The sequence below is a fragment of the Thalassotalea fusca genome, assembly GCF_053485835.1.
In genome coordinates this window covers 51292-71186 of sequence record NZ_JBQRUN010000014.1, presented here as the reverse complement: position 1 = coordinate 71186, position 19895 = coordinate 51292, and the positions used below count along the sequence as shown (strand labels likewise).

Here is a 19895-nt window from a genome sequence, read left to right as displayed (position 1 = left end):
TCTACTAATCTTCACGCGTAACGCGCAAAACTTCCTCTAAGGTAGTGATACCGGCAAGCACTTTATCAAAGCCATCCTGACGAATGCTCGGTGTGGATTTGCGAATATAGCGCTCAATGGCTTGTTCGCCTTTACCATTGTGAATTAGCTCGCGTACCTTATCATCAACATGCAGTAATTCATGAATCCCAGTACGCCCTTTGTACCCTTTGAAATTACATTCACTACACCCTTTGGCGCGGTAAATAGGTTGTTGATTGTTTTCAGGCAAGCCAAGGATATGCGTTTCTTCCTCGTCAGGTAAATGACTCTCACGACAGTGTGGACAAAGAGTACGAACAAGACGCTGCGCCAACACGCCTAACAAACTCGACGACAATAGGAAAGGTTCAACCCCCATATCTTCCATACGGGTTATCGCCCCTGATGCCGTATTAGTATGCAATGTGGATAATACTAAGTGACCTGTTAAACTCGCTTGAACAGCGATTTGTGCTGTTTCTAAATCACGAATCTCCCCGACCATTACAACATCGGGATCCTGACGAAGAATTGCTCGAAGACCACGTGCAAAGGTCATATCAACCTTAGTATTCACCTGCGTTTGCCCTATGCCTTCAATTGCATACTCGATTGGGTCTTCTACGGTCAATACGTTGCGTTGTTTATGATCTATTTGGCTTAACCCAGCGTACAAAGTGGTACTTTTACCGGAACCCGTAGGACCTGTGACCAGAATAATGCCATGAGGTTTATCGATAAGTTGGGAGAATCGCTGACGGTTGAGGTCCGTCATACCTAAATCTTGGAGGTCAAGTCGAGCAGAGTTTTTGTCTAACAAACGTAAAACAACACGCTCACCATGCCCTGTTGGCATGGTAGATACACGCACATCCACTGCTCGTCCCGCTATGCGAAGTGAAATGCGGCCATCTTGCGGCACGCGTTTTTCTGCGATATCGAGCTTGGCCATAACTTTAATACGTGAAACTAATAATGAAGCAAGTTTACGATTTGGTTGCAAGACTTCACGTAATACACCATCAACCCTAAATCTAATTTGTAGTGTTTGCTCAAACGTCTCGATATGAATATCCGAGGCATTTTCTTTGATCGCTTCACTGAGCATTGCATTGATCATTTTGATGATCGGTGCATCATCCTCGTTTTCAAGCAGATCTTCCGTTTCTACCATTTCATCAGCAAGCGAGTACAAATCCACTTCATTGCCAATGTCTTCCATCATCTGCTTAGCTTCAGAAGAATCTCGCTGATAAGCGCTGGTAAGCAACATTTCAAACTTAGTGTTTTCTTCTACCATAAGCTTGAATGGACGCTTAGCGATACGTCTCGCTTCAATTAAGGCGTCAGGTTCAACATTTTCAATACAATACAGAACTAACTGTTCATCGTCTTCATTAAATAACACGCCATGCCGTTTGGCAAAGCTAAACGGTAAGCGTAACTTTCCAACCACAGCCTCATCGACACTGCTATCATCTACAACGTCAATCGGCGTTTCAGCTTGAGGTAATGCTTCACTCTCATTCATTACGAGTTGTTCTCTTCGCCGTTCGTAGTGCTTTTGCCTTTGTCTTCAATATATTCATCAAAAGACGGTGGTAAGCTCAATTTATCATTCCATTCAGGCAACAACGGTAATTCGGCATCGTCTAATAACTCTAAGCCTTCGTCGATCTTTAACAGCTCACGGGCACGAATAAAGTTATATTTTTCGCGACTTAAATCCTTCATCGATTTTCCATCACGAATGATGGTGGGGCGTAAGAACACCATTAAGTTACGTTTTCTTGACGTATTGCTGGTTGATTTAAACAAATGACCGATGATTGGAATATCACCTAGCAATGGTACTTTTTGCTGGCTTTCTTGCACGTCATCGTCCATCAAGCCACCTAAAATAACCGTTGCACCGTCGTCCGCAAATACAGTTGTTTTCAGTTCACGTTTACTTATGGCAATATCAACACCTGTCGCACCGCTAACTGACGACACTTCTTGTTCAATCGTTAGTTGAATCCCTGAACCTTCATTGACTTGTGGTGTAACTTTGAGCTTAATACCTACCTCTTGACGGTCTACCGTCTGAAAAGGGTTATCATTATTATTGCCAGTGGTCGAACCCGTAATAATCGGCACTTCTTGACCAACTAAGAAACTTGCCTCTTCATTATCCATCGTGGTAATGCTCGGCATCGACAAGATGTTCGAGTTAGTATCTGTGCTAACCGCTTGAACAATTGCTCCCCAGTCATTCTTTACAATACCAAACATAGTGCCGCTAACCGAACCTAATACCTGCGCAAGCAAGCTATAATCACCGTCGGTTGCAGGGTTCTCAGTGATCACTTTATTATTGTTACTGTCAATAGTAGTGATTGTTGTGCCCGGTTCTCCTTTGGCAGCTTCTGCCGCAGCCGCTACAGCACTGATTGGTGCAGGTCCGTTATTAAATTGCGTGAATCCACCGTCTTCGTGGTACCACTGCACGCCAAGGTTTACGCCATCGCTTTCAAATACTTCAACAATAATCGCTTCAACCAACACTTGCGCACGTCGTACATCAAGTTGTCTAATCACGGCTTCAAGCGAACGCAGCATGTCTTGTTGTGCAGTAATAACTAAAGTATTAGTTTCAGCATGTGCCTCAATACTAATGTTGCGCCCTTGATTGCGATTAGAAGCATTCGTTTTTGCTGCGCCTTGGTTTTCAGCTTCAATGGTTTTGCTGACGCCTTTTAACACGTCAACTAGGTCTTCAGCTTTGGCATACTTAAGGTAATAAACACGGGTATTGCCGTTAGTTTCTAGTTCGCTATCCAAGCGTGAGATTAGTTTAGCGACACGCTCGCGCGCTTGAATTTCACCACTCACGATAACGCTATTGGTGCGATCGTCAGCAACAATTTTTGGAATAAGAAAACTTGGTGTGCCAGCGGCTTTGCCTTGAGAAGACTTGTTCATGGCTTCAACAATACGCACCATTTCACCGGCAGAAGCATGTTGCAATTTAATTATCTGTACATCCTGATCACCCGCTTTGTCCACGCGCTTGATGATGTTTACAAGACGATTTACGACAGCTGCAGTACCTGTGATCATTAAAACGTTTGCCGGATCGTAGTTGACTACATTGCCACCACCCGCTTGATCAGATAGCTGTCTAAGAAGTGGTGATAGCTCACGAACAGTAACATTTTTCACTTCGACGACACGGGTAACCATTTCGTCGCCAACGCCCGGGTTGGAATCATCTACTACTGGTATGGCTGACGATTTTGCACTTTTGTTACGTACGATTTTGATAACATTATTGTCCATTTCAACGGCAGCAAAACCATAAACCTCAAGCACATTTAGAAAAAATTGATAATATTGCTCTTCTGTTAATAGATCATAACTACGCACATTGACTTTCCCACGCACGTTGGGATCAACAATCATGGTTTTTTTCAGGTTTTTACCAACAATATTGATAAACTCAGTTAGTTCGGTACCTTTGAAGTTTGGTGAGTATTGGGCTGCGGCCGCCGAATTAGCCGTTAATAATACCCCATTGAAAACAACAGCTGTTGATAAAACGAACATCACTCGTTTCAACCACGGCGCATGGACAAATTTGCGCATGAAAGATTCCTTATAACTCACTAGTAATACTAAATAAAATTTCGTTAATTTCGCCGTTACGATCAACCAAAAGCGAAACCTCTTGTGCATCTTTGAGTGATTGCATCGCTTGCGCGGCATCACTTGGCACAGTTAAATCTAAACCATTAATTTGAATGGCTACATCACCTGATTTCAATCCAGATTGTGCGAAAAACTCTGGATTTTTACCCGGCATTAAACGATAACCAACAATACTTCCGTCAACACGCTCAGGCCTAATTTTCAAATAATCGATAATTTTGGCAGGATCATCACTGATAACATTTTTGAGTTCGCTGGCACTCTTACTCAACGCTTTGTTTTCTCGTTGATCCACCACTGTTGGTTCTTGCTGAGCGGCTTTTTCTTTGCGAGGGTTCCTGTTTGAATTGCGCGACTGTGTATTTGCTTTAACCGGTACGCCTCTTGCGTTCTTGCTATATTCAAACCCGTCTAACATTAACGTTTCTAGTTTGCCACTGTGTTTAATAATGACTCGGTCAAAGGTAACTTGCTCAAGTGTCGCGCGGGTTCCAGTAATTTTGTCACCAATACCGTAAGTTTCTTGCTTGCCATTATTTTCAATGATCGCCGCCGCAATCTTAGGGTTATCACTTGCCACTGTACCTGAAAGCGTTAATCGTAAATTAGTCTCTGGTGCATCTTGCACTTGTACCGTTTCAACTACTTTACTTTCGTCAAATTTACCGAATAAATGTAGCTGTTTGATCGCATTTACATTGATATCGACCGCTTTGTTACCATTAACTGACGATGTAGGGCTTGTCGGCACAAACTGTGAAGATTGGTTATCGGCAATTAACCATGTCATCTGGGCAAATAAATAGGCGAGGTATATTACAAGCACAGCAACTATCGCTAGTGCGATACGTTGTTGTGGCAGCTTTTGCCAGAGCTCAGTAAGTTCTGATGAGTTTAAGGGTAATTGCATATTTATCTTTATTATTTAACGATATTATCGTTCTTGTAGTAGCGATAATACTTGAGCCGTATGGAACCAACAAGAAAACTACACGAATATTAACTAAAATTTACAAAGTAATTCCAGAATTTTTGTAAGTTATTTGTTAATAGCATAAATGTATCGGTGTATTCAATGGCTAAATGAGTACCATTGTGGTAATGTTCGCCGAATTATTCGTGGGTAATATGACAGTAAGATGAAATCAAGTCAAAATTCTCAAGAAAATACCAGTGCACGGCTCGATAAGTGGTTGTGGGCGGCACGGTTTTATAAGACACGCGCTATCGCTAAACAAATGATTGACGGCGGCAAAGTGTTTTATAATGGTCAACGCTCAAAATCAGGTAAAGCCGTATCAATTGGCGATATTATTAAACTAAGGCAAGGCTTTGATGAAAAAGAAGTTGAAGTTATTGCGCTAGCGGATAAACGCCGTGATGCAACGTTCGCACAAACACTCTATCGTGAAACTGAGCGCAGTATTGAAGCGCGCGAAAAAACAAGTCTCGCCCGCAAACAAGGTATCTTATTGAGCCCAGCTTCAGAGACTAAACCAGATAAAAAGCAACGTCGACAAATTCGACAACTGAAAGAAAGGATCTAATTAAGTGAGCCACTTAAAAGATGAATTAAATCGCTATCTATTTGACGAGCTTAACGTACGCGGTGAGCTAGTACAATTGAGTCAAACATATAGAGAAATAATTGGTAATCAAGATTACCCTGAGGGTGTTCGTCAGTTATTGGCCGAATTGTTATCTGCTACTTGCTTATTAACCGCCACCATCAAATTTGAGGGTGAAATAACCGTTCAAATTCAAGGTGAAGGCCCGTTAAGCTATATCGCAGTAAACGGCGACAATGAGCAAAAGATGCGCGGTGTTGCCAAACTGAGTGAACCAACTGACGCTTTAGGTTTGAAAAACCTAGTGGGCAAAGCAAACATGGTCATTACCATTCGTCCGTTTAAAGGTGAAGCATATCAAGGCATTGTGGCATTAGAGCATGAGACACTGGCGGAATGTTTGGCACATTACTTTGAGGTTTCAGAACAAATCCCAACGAAGGTTTGGTTGTACTACGATAAAGACAAAGCAATGGCTGCAGGCACACTGCTGCAATTATTGCCTGAAACCAGTGAGAAGAATGAAAATCAGGAAGGATTCAATCACCTGTGCCACATTACAGAAACTACCAAGTCTGAAGAGATTTTTTCTTTGGAAGCTAACGAGCTATTGCACCGACTTTATCATCAAGAAGTTGTTAGAGTGTACGAACCACAAGATGTTACCTATCAATGTGGTTGTTCAGAAGAAAAGTGCTTGTCGGTTATTTCTCAGCTGCCACCAGAAGAACTCGCTGCAATCATTGCTGAACAAGGTTGGGTGAGTATGACGTGTGACTACTGTTTAACAACATACAAGTTTGATGAACCTCAGCTTGCAGCATTTGTAGCTAAAACGAAACATTAGTTTTAGCAACCTCAAGAAAAGCGCCTCAGGCGCTTTTTTGTTATAAGCAATCCACTCTTCTACTCCCATTCTTGTTGTGACACTTTATTTACAGTTAGTTTACATATATCATGAAGAATTGTGTCTTAGCATAATTATCCGTCAAATCAGCGTATATACTGTTGTTAGGAAAAAATAAAAAAAATGCGTACTGGGAGACGCCTCTATGAAAACAAAACTTTCTGTCGCCATTTCCTCAGCTTTTCTATCAATGGTTACCCTTCAAGCATCCGCCAGCGCTTCAGCAGTTAGCGCACATAAGGTTGTTCCAACTTCATATAACAAAGCAACGATAGCGCCACAACATGCAATTCAAAAGATGCGTGTTGAGAAAACGCTAGATAATGCAGAGTATACTTACATAGTAAGGCTAGTTGACGAACCAATCGCCACATATGATGGAACTATAAAAGGGCTTAAAGCAACAAACCCGCAAGTGAGTAAGAAGTATTTACGAGACTCATTACGCAAAAGTCGTCAAAGCGCCCAACAAATTCGCAATCAACTCAAAATTGATTTGCAAGCGCAGCATGTAAAAGCATATGCCGCCTTTATCGACAACAAGCAGAACACCTTTATCAACCATGCGCAGAAAAAGCTAGGTCGCTCACCTGCGGTACTCGCAAAATACAAGAAAGCATTTAATGGTATTGCTATGCGTATGACCCAAGCGCAGGCAATCAAATTATCAGAATTATCAGACGTAGCTTTTATACATCGCGAAAACCTACAGCAACTTCACACAGATACCGGCCCAACGCTCATTGGTGCGCCTAATGTATGGGACGGAAGCGCAACAGGCACGTCTGCAATGGGTGAAGGCGTAATAATCGGCGTTGTCGATACTGGCATCAATACCGATCATCCTTCATTTGCTGACATTGGTGGCGATGGGTACGATCATGTCAATCCATGGGGAGCAGGTGTTTACACCGGTGATTGTGCTAATGGTTACCCACAGTTATGTAACGATAAGTTAATTGGCGTACATAGCTATTCTGTTATTACCGACGCATACCAAGATAGTAGTGTTTTTGGCGACAATCCACCTGCACCTAATGGTGAAGACTACAACGGCCATGGTTCGCATACGGCTAGCACTTCAGGCGGCAACATTCTTCTCAATGTGCCATTGGTGGCTGAAGAAATAGGCAAAGTCGAAGGGGATGGCTTGAACACCTCAGGTTTTGAATTCGAACAAATATCTGGTGTTGCTCCTCACGCTAACATTATTGCCTATCAAATATGTTGGCCGGGCGACAATGGCGATACCTATTCAAGATGTCCTGACAGCGCGATACTCGCAGCACTAGAAGACGCCATTGAAGATGGCGTTGACGTGATTAATTTTTCGATTGGCGGTGGGCAAAACCCGTGGCAGCAATCAAGTGAACTCGCATTTTTAGCGGCGCAGGAAGCGGGTATTTTTTCTGCTGTTTCAGCAGGCAATAGTGGACCTGATGCGAACACTACTGAGAAAAGTGCTCCTTGGTATACCATCGTTGCGGCAAGCACGCACGGTAGAAGTATTGAAGGTCCTAAAGAAATAAAAGACTTCAGTGGTGGAACAAGCACTTTGGAGGCCATTTCCGGCAACAGTGTCTCTGGCGGAATAACAGCGAGTATTGTTTACGCAGGGGATTTCACGAATGCTAATGACCCAGACAATGATAGTGCGCAATGTTTGAAGCCATTTCCCGATGGTACATTTACCGGACAAATAGTTGTTTGTGATCGCGGCTCAATTGCACGAGTAGAAAAAGCCGAAAATGTGGCCTCCGGTGGTGCTGGTGGTTATGTATTGGCAAACGTAGACGGAGGCAGTGACAATATCGCCGATGATGTTTATGTAGTTCCTGGTATTCATATCTCTGCGTCTGATGGGAATCGATTAAAAGCCTGGTTATCTGATGGTACAGACCACATGGCCACCATCACGGCAGGTGGCGAGCGTGTCATTGGCCAAGCTGATGACATCGCCGGCTTTTCATCACGTGGGCCCAACTCATATGTGTCTGATATTTTAACCCCTTCAGTAGCAGCCCCTGGCGTGAGCATATACGCAGCCTATGCCGATCAAATGTTTGGCCGTGATGTTAATACCCCTGCTCCAGCCGATTATACCTTTTTGCAAGGTACCTCAATGGCGAGTCCTCACGTTGCAGGTGCTGGTGCGGTATTAAAATCCCTTCATCCAACCTGGACCCCAGATAATATTCGTTCAGCATTAATGATGACTGCAACTACCAGTGTGCGAAAAGAAGACGGCACAACGGCAGCAGACTTTTTTGATATGGGTGCAGGTCGAATAAATGTTGATCTAGCGGCGCAAGCAGGCTTGATCATGAATGAAACCGCCGCTAACTACCGTGCTGCTGATCCGGCGATTGGTGGTGAACCAAAAGACTTAAACGTACCCTCTGTTACCAATACTAATTGTTTGGGTACCTGTAGTTGGACAAGAACATTTACTGCGACAAAAGCGGGTACATGGACCGTATCTGACGCTGCTATTTCGGGCAACATTGATGTTTCAGCAAGCCCAGAAACATTTACCTTACAAGCAGGCGAAAGCCAAACGATTACTATCTCAGCAGATTCAAGCAATGCACCCGCTAACCAATGGTCATTTGGCTTGCTTGAGCTCACTGCAGATAGTCAGCCCTCTTTGCATTTACCAGTATCGGTAATCGCCAACAAAGGCACCATTCCTCAACATGTTGACGTGACATCCCATAGGAATGCAGATTTTCACATTATAAAAGACGTTACCAGTATTGGCTTCAGTGATTTAACGGTACGTTCTTATGGCTTGATTAAACCTACACTAACCTCGTTATCATTACCAAAAGATAGCAATAACAGTAGTGTTTATGACGACCTTTCTGACGGTGTTCATGTGAGCAACTACAGCATAGCCAATGACACCAAACGTTTTGTTGTACAAATTACTGCGTCTGACTCGCCTGATTTAGACATTTTTGTCGGCAAAGACGATAACGGCGATGGTATTCCACAAGCGCATGAGCAAATCGCAGCAAGTGCAACGGCTACTGCTTTAGAAAAACTTCAATTAACCGAACCTTCTGCTGGGGATTATTGGGTAATAGTTCAAAACTGGGCAAGTGCAGAGGAAGGTTCTACAGATGGGTTTACACTGGCTACAGCCATAGTAGATGGTGAAGAACGAAATAATTTGTCAGCCAGTACTACTGACAATGTTGGCCAATTCACCCCGTTTGATATCACGTTAAACTGGACATTAGATTCTGTGCAAGAAGGCGATCTGTACTATGGTGCCATCGACTTTGGTACTGATGCCAGTAACCCGGGCAATATGGGGTTAGTTGCCGTAGATCTTGTGCAAGGTGCAAGTGATGTGTCAATTAAAGCAATGCATCCAAACCAATTGGATACCGGAGACTCTGTCAATTTTACTGTGTCAATCGCCGCTAACACCCAGCCCATTGACAAAGAATACACAGTAACAGTAGATGTACCCGATGATTTAGTGATCAATGCAGATTCGATATCTCATGGTGGCAACATCACAGGTAACTCGATTGCATGGACGATAAACCAAGCCTCTATGCATGGACAAACATCGAGTTATTTGATGACAAGTAACGCAAATTCAGCAACCTGTGAAGCACCCGACTTAGGTCAATCTAACACTGGCGGATATGTTGATTTAGCCGAATTTGGGCTACTACCCGATAGTTTTTCAGGCGACACCGTTCATACCACCTACACTGTGCCTGTTACGTACATGGGAACAACCTATGACAGCTTTAGCGTAACCGACGATGGGTTTATCTATTTCTCTGGTTCAAAAGGCAGCAATCCGTGGGTAAACCAACTTATTCCTGACAGCTCAGCACCGAATAATCTTTTGGCGCCATTTTGGCGTGATATGGTGGTTGTTAGTAATTCTGAATCTGGTTTGACCGTAGCCGACGGCTTTAGCAACCCAGACTGGATAGTTATCGAGCTCGATAATATGCGCCCCTTCGCTTATTTTGACGGTGACAGCGGTGCCACTGATATTGCGGACTACCAAATCATCCTAAATAAAGTCACGGGTGACTTTATATTCGCCTATGACAACATTACCCATACTTATGGTGATAGTTTAGGGGTAACAGTGGGCTATGAAAGTGCCGATGGCAGTTTTGGTCGTGCTGATATCTACGCTGGAAGCTCAGATTCTATCAACTCAGTAACGGATATCACTTCGGGCACTATCTATTGTTATCAATACCAGCCTATTGATTTACCAACAGAATTAACTTTTGTTGCAACCGTTTCAGCACAAGCTGTTGGAGGTGATCTACGAACCACAGTGACAAGCGCGATCAATTCAATGTTTACCGAATCAGAGAGTGTTGAGAGTAACGCATTTGCCGTTCAAGGACCGCCTGTTGCAGTGATTTCAGGACCAAGCGCGGTAACAGAGGGGATGCCTGCAACATTGAGTGCGAGTTCTTCGACAGATCCGAACGGTGATACTCTCACTTTCTCGTGGCGACAAACCAGCGGCACAGCGGTAACTATTTCAGAGATGAGCAGCCAAATGCATTTTACTGCACCAATAGTAGAAGCTGATCAAACACTCACATTTGAACTCACAGCAACCGATAGCACAGGTAAAACGAGCACTGCCACTAAGAGTGTTACTGTTACCAATAATCGCTCTGGTGGAGGCACAATGATGTGGTTATTACTGTTGCTATTACCGATTGGGTTAATGCGACGCAGAAATAACGACTAGTTACTAAAAAATGCCACAATAATACGCCAGCTTATACGCTGGCGTATTAATTTAATGTTGGCGATAATTTCACAACATTCAATAGCGTCTTACAAACCATTTAAAAATCAATAAGTAATAAATCCCTATATATTCCAAATATTCATGCCTTTGCACCACCACAAAGCTAACGCTAATCTTGCCGCAAATAAATAGCTAGTTTGCGTTCAGTTTTGAAATATTTAGCCAACGACCATCAGGCAGCAATAATCAAAATTCGTTGTGACAACACGATATCAAAATTGATCCAAGCACAAAGATACACAACCACATAAGGGAGCGTAAATGCTAATGGGGGAACAAGGATTGTTAACCGTCGGATTATTCTTACTACTAGTCGCGGTCATCGCAATGATTTGGGCGTTTTCGGTCATGACAGACCAAGCCCATGTTAATGAACGTAGGCAGCGCAAGATAACCAATGTTGAAGCGATACGTCAGGAAGATTTCGCCTTTTACCGCACATTTATTCGCGACAAAAACAGCGCAATACAATGCTACAAAGCCATTTATGGCGTAAGCAACCGATGCGCTCGTCAAATAGTGAATGAAATTGAGCAAATGTATTTGCTGGCTAAGCAATAGGAGGCTCGACATGACGACAACCAATCATTCTTCGGAGTTGCTCAACTTTTCACGCATGAAGTCTGTCCCTATGATTTTACAGGCGGAAGTGGCGGAGTGTGGTCTCGCTTCGCTTGCAATGATAAGTAGCTATTTCGGGCACGTACTAGATTTACATGCTATCAGAGCAAAGTTTTCTGCCAACCTAAAAGGGCTCAACCTACAACAATTGATGAACTACGCTGACAAACTGGGGTTAGCGAGTCGGCCACTGCAGTGCCCCATAGCGGAAATTAACCACCTTCAATTGCCATGTGTTCTTCATTGGGATATGAACCACTTCGTTGTGCTTACAAAAATAAGCAGGGGTAAATTTCATATTAACGACCCAGCTTTTGGTAAACGTGTGCTTTCACAAAAAGAGTTCAGCGAACATTTCACTGGCATCGCGTTAGAGCTTTCTCCCACCACACAATTTAAACGTAAAGATGAGTCTTGTCCGTTAAAGTTGTCGCAACTCTGGGGGAAGCTGACAGGATTTAAACGAGCATTTATAAAACTGTTCTTACTGTCTGTTATTATTCAAATTATCAGCATTTGTACGCCTTACTACATGCAATGGGTCATTGACGAAGTATTAATTAGCTATGACGAATCTCTTCTGATAGTCCTTGCTATAGGGTTTACCTGCCTTATGTTGTTCAATTGTTTAACTACGGCTATCCGTTCATGGCTCATTCTCAGAGTTTCAAGCTTAATGAACATGCAAATGGGTATTAATTTACTTCATCACTTACTGAGATTGCCAATGAGCTATTTTGAAGCAAGGCATACGGGTGACATCATGTCTCGATTCTCTTCGCTAGAGAAAATCAGAGAAAGATTAACAACAGGCTTAGTTGAAACAGTAGTAGATGGTGTGATGTCGCTTTTACTTTTCGCCATGATGCTCAACTACAGTGTGAAGTTAACGCTAATAGTCGTTACAGCCATTTCTTTATATTTCATTTTTCGATGGGTGCTTTACGCGCGTTTCTATCGTAATTCAGAATTAGCCGTGCAAGCATCGGCGCAAGAACAAACAAACTTTCTGGAAAACATACGCGCCATACAAACCATTAAACTATTTAGCAATGAACCACAACGGCAAAGCCTATGGCAGAACAAATATGCAGATGTGATTAACGCCCATATTAAGATAGGCCGTTTAGAAATAGGTTTTTCAGCAATTAACGCTATAATTTTTGGTCTAGAAAACATCGCGGTAGTATATTTGGCGGCACTTACTGTGATTTCAGGCAATCTAACAGTAGGTATGTTGATTGCTTTTATGGCCTATAAGAGTCAACTAACACAAAGAATGACTAACTTCGTTAACCAATTAATCGAGTTTCGTATGTTGAAGCTTCACCTGCACAGGATAAGTGACATTGCCCTACATCCTCAAGAGTCAGGACGCGAAGGCAGTACTGCTGAAGAAAGTTGGTTGGGTAAATTAGAACTCATTAACGTATGCTATCGTTACAATGCTGAGCAGCCATATATTATAAAAAATCTAACACTCACAATTAACGCTGGTGAATCTGTAGCTATAACAGGCCCATCAGGCTGTGGCAAAACAACTTTAGTGAAACTCATGCTAGGTCTTCTTCGTCCAACATCCGGTCAAATACTATTTGACGGAAAAGATATTGCGCAAATCGGCCTAACTAACTACCGCAAATTAGTTTCTGCTGTTATGCAAGAGGACTCTCTTCTATCAGGTTCGATATTGGATAACATTAGCTTTTTCAACCCAGAAGTAAACTTCGAAAAAGTCGTTCAATGCGCGCAGCAAGCGAACATCAATGATGAAATCATGCAAATGCCAATGAACTATCAATCAATGGTTGGAGATATGGGTAGTACAATCTCAGGCGGGCAAAAACAACGCATTTTATTAGCGAGAGCATTGTATAGTAACCCAAGAGTTATTTTCCTCGACGAGGCGACAAGCCATTTAGACAGTGCAAACGAGTTCTCAGTCAACCAACAGATCAAACGATTAGCCATTACGCGGATTGTAGTTGCGCACCGCAAAGAAACGATCGCGTCAGTTGATAGGGTTATTTCGCTAGATTCACATAATTTTCAAACAAATAACGAATAACAAATGAATAATATGACTAAAAATGACTATGCTTTTTTAAAAAATAAGCGTTAACATAGCTAATTCTACTGCCGCAGCAGGCAATTTTTAATATTTATTCCTGCTGCTTCTCGATAGCACTTCTATTATCACGAATTCAAATTAAATGCTTGAATTTTGACCTGATATGCACTTATTATTAACCTACAATTAACAATAAAACAACATCTTATTGCAGATGCAACACCTCAACTTAAATTGCATCCTGTATCGAGTTAAGAGCAAATTTATGGATGAATTAGAGTTAATACGAATAAAGCAATGGGTTTTCGATCCGCTCAACCGAACCTTAACGTTGGAGTCTTCGTCTGACGCTGTAGAATCACCTGAAGTGGTCGAAACTTTGGAGTCCAAACATGCCTTGCTTTTGTATACGTTAGTAACAAACCAAGGAGCCACACTTACGAGAGAGCAGCTAGTTACTTTGGTTTGGAAAGATAGGTTTGTGGATGACCGTACCATTAACGCCACCATTTCCCGCTTAAGAAAGGTTTTAGGCGGTAAAAAAGACGAGTTTATTAAAACCCATCCAAAAGTAGGATACTCGTTTGTGCAGGAAGTATACTTCATCGAACGTCAGGAGATTTCGAAGCAGTATGTAACCATTACCACACAACTCAAATACAAGCAGTATTTCTGGTATGCACTAGTAGCGCTTTTATTTGTAGTAATATTTGTTACCGCCCAACAACTGCTTGTTCAAAATGCAAGTGATAAACCAGCGATTCCATCAAGTGAAATTGTGCCGTTAACTTATATTAAAGGAAATAACTATAGCCCTTCACTATCTCCTGATAGCCAGCTATTGGCATTTATCAATCAAGAAGCCATTGATAGCAAACGTCAAGTCATGGTGCAGTCGTTAGATACAAACCAAGTTAAAGCAATTGAAGCGGACATTTTAACTGGTTCTCCTTATTGGTCGAGAAATGACAACCACTTGTATTATCAAGCATTTGACAATGACCAGTGCTGGATACGACGAACAACCGTATCCCCTTCCCTTGAAATCGGCAAAGTTGAAAGCATCACAAATTGTGGTTACTTACCATTTTTCCAAGGGTTATCCCGACCAGAAAACTCTCCATGGCTATATTTTTCTTACGGCAATAGCACTAACACACCTTATTATGTTATCAAAAAAGTACACATTGAAACCGGAAAGACCGAAGTGGTCACCAGTCCTCCGGTAAAATACAAAGGAGACTTTTTACCAAGAATTAGAAAAGACGGTAAGTTTTTGGCTTTTCTGAGAGATTTTGACGATGGCTCCACAGCCATTATGCTGAACAACAATGACACTGGCGAAATCAAACAGCTACTCAAAGTAGCCAGCTCATTTTCCAGTTTCGAATGGTCAAACGATGACGACTCGCTGGTATATACCGATGAAAATAATATATTGACCGCCATCAATATTCACACAGAAGCCAAAAGGCAACTACTAACAAGCAGTGACAGATTGAACAACCCATTGCCGACTGTAGATGATGCGATTATTGCCAGCGTAGGTGAAAAATTTCTAAACAGTATCATGATTAAGCCGCTAAGCGGGGATGATCAATCATTACAAACAGCCATTTCATCAGCATTCAGAGATTATGGTGCCACACTCCATGTCGACAACAACGAGAAAAAGCTAGCCTTTGTTTCAAATCGTTCGGGTAGTAATCAAATATGGATATCAAACGGCAGTGTTCAAGAAAAATTAACTAACTTTCAAGGCATGGAGAGCCCTCGTTCTTTGCGCTTTTCACCCGATGGTAGCAAGTTACTTTATATGTATAAGCAGCAGCCTTTCCTATTTGATTTGACTTCCAAAGAGCACATCGAGTTGCCAATATACGACCAACAGGTCAAAAATCCCATTTGGCTTTGTAATTCCAGTAACGAATTTTTGTTTATTTCATTAAGCGGCGATACCTGGAGCTTACTCAAGACCAATATCGATACGATGCAAACAGATGTGGTGTCGAAAAACGTTTCATCCATTAATTCTGACTGCAGCACTAATAGATATTATGCCTCCCTTGTAGAGAAGTCAGGTTTATACCCAATAAACATTGATGAAAAAGTTGTGAATGATTCACCAATATTGCCAAAACATGAATTTATTCATTGGGATTATTGGTCGACTCATGACGGTATGGTTTACTTTTTGGGCGCTCATAATAAATTATTATCATACGATATTCATTCACTGAAAACTGAAGAGGTTGACATCAATGAACTAACGACACGCTCCATAAGAATTGATAGTGGTAGATTGATTTTGGAATCCATCGACATTAACAATACTTTTATTGGGAGAGTCACAACACTTTAACGATTTGAAAGACTATAAATCTACAATGTTAATTTTGAAATTTTAGGTATGCTCTAATTTCAATTTTACATTTAATAAGGAAATCGAATGAAAACGTTACAATCAATAATTATTTTTTTAGTTCTGGCAACTTTGACTAAAAGCTATCCCAATTTCGTTAATGCTGAACCTATGGTTTCTTATGGCACGAACAACGAGATAGTTTACAATTCAAGTATGGGTGATTGCCCAGTCAAAATAACTCGTTGTAGCAATATACCACCATCAAACACATAGTCTGCTAATCAATACTTTGCTTCAATAAGGACATTAGTTAGTATAGTGAATAATTTATCAACAATTGACTAGTGGTTACTAACTTTTGAAAAACATTAATTTACAGAATGCGCTCGTTTACTTTTTAGCGTTCAGCAGTGGTTTTTGTATCATGGGCATCGAATTACTTGGTGGCCGAATATTAGCGCCTTTCTTTGGTAGTAGTGTACACATTTGGGGAAGCATTATTACCGTGTTTATGCTGAGTTTGTCGTTCGGCTATTTGATTGGCGGTAAGCTCTCTACGCGTTCAGCCTCGCTTCGTCGTTACGGCACTATTTTCTTATGTGCAGGCATCACTGTCATACCAATAGTGCTGTGGTCGCAACCAATTATGGAAGCAATTTTTGTCAATGTTGAAGACAGTCGCTATGGCTCCTTTCTTGCCTCATGTGCATTGTTCTTTATTCCAACCATCATTCTCGGCATGATTTCTCCTTATTCTGTTCGCTTATTGGTTAAAGACAAAAACAGTAGCGGCCAAGTGGCGGGAGGGCTGTATTTTGTATCTACGTTAGGCAGTGCGCTAGGCACTATTATTACCTCGTTCTATTTTGTTCTGTGGTTTGAAATAAACGCCATCATTATCGCTTTCAGTTTAACTTTGTTATTACTCGGCGTTGCGGCTATTGGCTTTAGCCAGTGGTGGAGCAAAAACGGACAACAAAACGGAGCGCTAGCACATGAATAGCGTAATTAAGCTCGTTTTACTTTCGTGTGCTTTAACGATATTACCTCTGCAAGGTAAGGTATTACACAAAGAACGTTCAATGTATCGCAATATTATCGTTGAAGAAGTAAGTAACCTTCGATGCCTTAGATTCAATGTTAAGTCGAGTAAAACCAATCAAAGCTGTTTCTATACCAATGAACCAAACCGATTGGTGTTCAACTACACAAAACTGCTTTTTTCGAGTTTACTTATCACACCACACGATCCCGAAAACATACTGATTGTTGGTCTGGGCGGCGGCACTATGTCGAATACACTTCACCAGTTGTACCCCAACGCCCGAATAGAAAATGTAGAAATTGATCCTGCAGTAATCGATGTAGCACGAGAATATTTTGCCTTCTTTGAAAACGATAATGTCACCAGTAAAGCGCAAGACGGACGTATTTTCATGAAACGAGCAGCAATGAAAAAACAAAAATACGACTGGATAATTCTCGATGCATTTAATGGTGATTATATCCCCGAACACCTAATGACTAAGGAATTCTTAGAAGAAGCCAAGCAATTGCTTAGTGACAATGGTGTATTGTCGGCGAATACCTTTTCAGTAAGTGAGTTATATAAACATGAGTCGGCCACGTACAAAGCGGTATTCGGTGACTTTTTTAATGTTAACAATAATAAGAACAGCAATAGAATCATTTTAACGAGTTTACAGCCTCTTCCTGATGGTAAGTTTATTGCTGAGCGCGCGAAGTCTCTGCGCGATAAATTATTACCCTTTGGTGTTGATATTTATGAAATAACCACGTACATGAACTCAACCGTGACACATCAAGATTGGGATAACGAAACCAAGGTGCTGACCGATCAATACTCTCCTGCAAATTTACTCAACTTAAATTAGCACGAACAGAAAACTAAAAAGCTAGCAACTGATGCTAGCTTTTTAGTTCATAGATTGCCTAGATTCGCGACTAGCTTTACTTTTTGAGCGATAGCGTACTCTTCTTATTCACTTTGATACGTTGTATCTTAGACTTTTCGGTAGGTTTATCGTGCCGCTTATTTTCCCGCCCCATGTAGCCATCTGTTTTCGGTTTTTGATTGCTATTGGCATCGTGCTCTGGACGGGTATTTATTTTGCCTCGCGCTTGTTTAGCAGCAACCGGCTTTTGCGCATCATTCTTCGTTGCTTTTGATTTTGGCGTTGTCGATTTTGTCGAATCTGAGGTAATACTTGCTGTTTTGCTAGAATCCGCAACAGCCACATTTATTTCCTGCATTTCCTTATCTGTTAGGTTGCGCCACTGGCCTACTTTCAGTCCTCTAAGCTCAACATTCATGATGCGTGTACGCTTGAGTTTGGTGACTTCGTAGCCTAAGTATTCACACATGCGACGGATTTGGCGATTGAGTCCTTGGGTTAATATGATCCTAAACACGTGCTTGCTTTGCATCTTTACAATACAAGGCTTGGTGATTGTGCCAAGAATGGGTACACCACGTGACATACGTTCAATAAAGCGTTCGCTGATTGGCTTATCAACCGTTACGACATATTCCTTGTCATGCGCATTTTCAGCGCGCAGTATTTTGTTAACTATATCGCCGTCACTAGTAAGAAAAATGAGTCCTTCAGAAGGTTTGTCTAAGCGGCCGATAGGAAATATGCGCTCTTTATGATTGATTTCGTCGATGATATTGCCACGGACATGCCTTTCTGTTGTACAGGTAATACCAATAGGTTTGTTATAGGCAATGTAGACACGATCACTTTTGTTTTCATCACTGGCATTTATGATCTTGCCATTCACTTTAACAATATCACCGGGCGATACTTTCGTACCCAACTCTGGTAGTTGATCATTAATTGTGACACTACCTGATTCGATTAACTTGTCAGCTTCACGCCGCGAACAAAAACCAGATTCACTAATAAATTTATTAAGACGTTTAGCGCTATTCGACAAAGTAATTTCCAGCAGGTAGTAACAAAGCGCCTATTTTAGCGAACTTTCGGCAGTTAAAAAATAAAAAAGCCCACAATGTGGGCTTTAAGCGTTCAATAATACGTAGCAAAGCTTAGAAATGCACTACTGCACCAGCATAAGCACCTTTAAACTCAATGTCTGTGTACAAATCATTTAAGTCTTCTAACTGCATACTGACAGCACGATAGCCAAGTGTTAAATTCACATCAATTAACGCATTGTCGATAAGTTCATAGCTAATGCCCGCTTGGTAATCATACATGGTGTGGTCGTCAAAGCTTAAAAAATTACCTTCGGCGTATACATTCAAGTCAGTCGCCGCAATGCCTATTTGAGTAGACACATATAACATCGGCACAATTTCGCTTGTTGAAATACTGCCTGTGATTGTGTCACTTGGTGTTGTCACTGAAGGCGCTGCAACTTTTACATCACCACCAAAGTCGCGTCCAGTCAATCCAACGTCAAAAGAGAACAAACCGTTATCGAATATTTCGTAGTAAAGCGTATAGTCAACATAATCAACATTAAAGTCAGAGCTTATTACTGTACCTTCATTAAATGTTTCGCCGCCAAATTCGAAATCCGCCGTTAATGTTGTACTACCCGATGAATCTAATGTCGTAGAAGCAACTTTTACATTTGGAATAAACGGTAGTGGATGTTCAACTGCAATAAAAAAGCTGCCTTGTTGCTCATCACCTAAGTTAAAGTCTTGTAGGTTATTGCTTTCACCAACAGTTCCCGAACTTGTGTTATCCCAAATTTGCCCACCTACATATAAACCTAACACGTCGGCCTGTACAGGGAGAGTAAATAGCGCTGCTGTGCTTAGCGCGAGTGCCGTTTTTTTCATT

Annotated in this window: 13 protein-coding genes; 8 read left to right on the top strand and 5 right to left on the bottom strand. The window is 41.7% G+C overall.

Annotated elements, in window-relative coordinates; translation table 11 throughout:
- Positions 1 to 4: 4 nt before the first annotated feature.
- The 3 genes from gspE to gspC are packed head-to-tail and all read right to left on the bottom strand — an operon-like array spanning position 5 to position 4621.
- The gene (gspE, locus tag ACSLUK_RS15455) at positions 5 to 1552 is read right to left on the bottom strand and encodes a type II secretion system ATPase GspE (RefSeq protein ID WP_448549574.1); all 1548 of its coding nucleotides are present in this window, start codon (positions 1550 to 1552) and stop codon (positions 5 to 7) included.
- Positions 1552 to 3648, bottom strand: a complete 2097-nt coding sequence (gspD, locus tag ACSLUK_RS15450) for a type II secretion system secretin GspD (RefSeq protein WP_448549573.1) — start codon at positions 3646 to 3648, stop codon at positions 1552 to 1554. Before gspD ends, gspE begins: the two co-directional genes overlap by 1 nt.
- A 10-nt stretch (positions 3649 to 3658) precedes the next feature.
- A complete protein-coding gene (gspC, locus tag ACSLUK_RS15445) occupies positions 3659 to 4621 on the bottom strand; it encodes a type II secretion system protein GspC (protein WP_448549572.1) in 963 nt (320 codons plus the stop codon).
- A 229-nt stretch (positions 4622 to 4850) separates the two neighbouring features.
- Here gspC and hslR point away from each other — a divergent pair, with 229 nt between their 5' ends.
- The 8 genes from hslR (at position 4851) to ACSLUK_RS15405 (ending at position 17951) form a co-directional block, all read left to right on the top strand.
- A complete protein-coding gene (hslR, locus tag ACSLUK_RS15440; protein ID WP_448549571.1) occupies positions 4851 to 5258 on the top strand; it encodes an Hsp15 family ribosome-associated heat shock protein in 408 nt (135 codons plus the stop codon).
- A gap of 4 nt (positions 5259 to 5262) precedes the next feature.
- Complete coding sequence (gene hslO, locus ACSLUK_RS15435; protein WP_448549570.1) at positions 5263 to 6126, top strand: Hsp33 family molecular chaperone HslO; 864 nt, start codon at positions 5263 to 5265, stop codon at positions 6124 to 6126.
- Positions 6127 to 6331: 205 nt separating this feature from the next.
- Complete coding sequence (locus ACSLUK_RS15430) at positions 6332 to 10936, top strand: S8 family serine peptidase (protein WP_448549569.1); 4605 nt, start codon at positions 6332 to 6334, stop codon at positions 10934 to 10936.
- Between the two features lie 324 nt (positions 10937 to 11260).
- Positions 11261 to 11560, top strand: coding sequence for a hypothetical protein (locus ACSLUK_RS15425; RefSeq protein WP_448549568.1), 300 nt, complete (start codon positions 11261 to 11263; stop codon positions 11558 to 11560).
- Positions 11561 to 11570: 10 nt separating this feature from the next.
- Positions 11571 to 13688, top strand: coding sequence for a peptidase domain-containing ABC transporter (locus ACSLUK_RS15420; protein WP_448549567.1), 2118 nt, complete (start codon positions 11571 to 11573; stop codon positions 13686 to 13688).
- Positions 13689 to 13956: 268 nt separating this feature from the next.
- Positions 13957 to 16053, top strand: coding sequence for a winged helix-turn-helix domain-containing protein (locus tag ACSLUK_RS15415; protein ID WP_448549566.1), 2097 nt, complete (start codon positions 13957 to 13959; stop codon positions 16051 to 16053).
- A 427-nt stretch (positions 16054 to 16480) separates the two neighbouring features.
- The gene (locus tag ACSLUK_RS15410) at positions 16481 to 17059 is read left to right on the top strand and encodes a fused MFS/spermidine synthase (RefSeq protein ID WP_448549615.1); all 579 of its coding nucleotides are present in this window, start codon (positions 16481 to 16483) and stop codon (positions 17057 to 17059) included.
- Positions 17052 to 17951 carry a spermidine synthase gene (locus ACSLUK_RS15405; RefSeq protein ID WP_448549565.1) on the top strand — a complete coding sequence of 300 codons (900 nt, stop codon included), beginning with the start codon at positions 17052 to 17054 and terminating at the stop codon, positions 17949 to 17951. Before ACSLUK_RS15410 ends, ACSLUK_RS15405 begins: the two co-directional genes overlap by 8 nt.
- Positions 17952 to 18027: 76 nt before the next feature.
- On the opposite strand, the gene rluF is transcribed toward ACSLUK_RS15405, so the two are convergent.
- Positions 18028 to 19023 carry a 23S rRNA pseudouridine(2604) synthase RluF gene (gene rluF, locus ACSLUK_RS15400; RefSeq protein WP_448549614.1) on the bottom strand — a complete coding sequence of 332 codons (996 nt, stop codon included), beginning with the start codon at positions 19021 to 19023 and terminating at the stop codon, positions 18028 to 18030.
- A 106-nt stretch (positions 19024 to 19129) separates the two neighbouring features.
- Positions 19130 to 19894 carry a TIGR04219 family outer membrane beta-barrel protein gene (locus ACSLUK_RS15395; protein WP_448549564.1) on the bottom strand — a complete coding sequence of 255 codons (765 nt, stop codon included), beginning with the start codon at positions 19892 to 19894 and terminating at the stop codon, positions 19130 to 19132.
- Position 19895: the final 1 nt, after the last annotated feature.

Bases quoted from the DNA above. Each gene is read 5' to 3' on its own strand.
- gspD (WP_448549573.1), bottom strand. From the start codon at position 3,648: ATGCGCAAATTTGTCCATGCGCCGTGGTTGAAACGAGTGATGTTCGTT.
- gspC (WP_448549572.1), bottom strand. From the start codon at position 4,621: ATGCAATTACCCTTAAACTCATCAGAACTTACTGAGCTCTGGCAAAAG.
- ACSLUK_RS15410 (WP_448549615.1), top strand. From the start codon at position 16,481: ATGGGCATCGAATTACTTGGTGGCCGAATATTAGCGCCTTTCTTTGGT.
- ACSLUK_RS15415 (WP_448549566.1), top strand. From the start codon at position 13,957: ATGGATGAATTAGAGTTAATACGAATAAAGCAATGGGTTTTCGATCCG.
- ACSLUK_RS15395 (WP_448549564.1), bottom strand. From the start codon at position 19,894: ATGAAAAAAACGGCACTCGCGCTAAGCACAGCAGCGCTATTTACTCTC.
- ACSLUK_RS15425 (WP_448549568.1), top strand. From the start codon at position 11,261: ATGCTAATGGGGGAACAAGGATTGTTAACCGTCGGATTATTCTTACTA.
- ACSLUK_RS15430 (WP_448549569.1), top strand. From the start codon at position 6,332: ATGAAAACAAAACTTTCTGTCGCCATTTCCTCAGCTTTTCTATCAATG.
- gspE (WP_448549574.1), bottom strand. From the start codon at position 1,552: ATGAATGAGAGTGAAGCATTACCTCAAGCTGAAACGCCGATTGACGTT.
- ACSLUK_RS15405 (WP_448549565.1), top strand. From the start codon at position 17,052: ATGAATAGCGTAATTAAGCTCGTTTTACTTTCGTGTGCTTTAACGATA.
- hslR (WP_448549571.1), top strand. From the start codon at position 4,851: ATGAAATCAAGTCAAAATTCTCAAGAAAATACCAGTGCACGGCTCGAT.
- ACSLUK_RS15420 (WP_448549567.1), top strand. From the start codon at position 11,571: ATGACGACAACCAATCATTCTTCGGAGTTGCTCAACTTTTCACGCATG.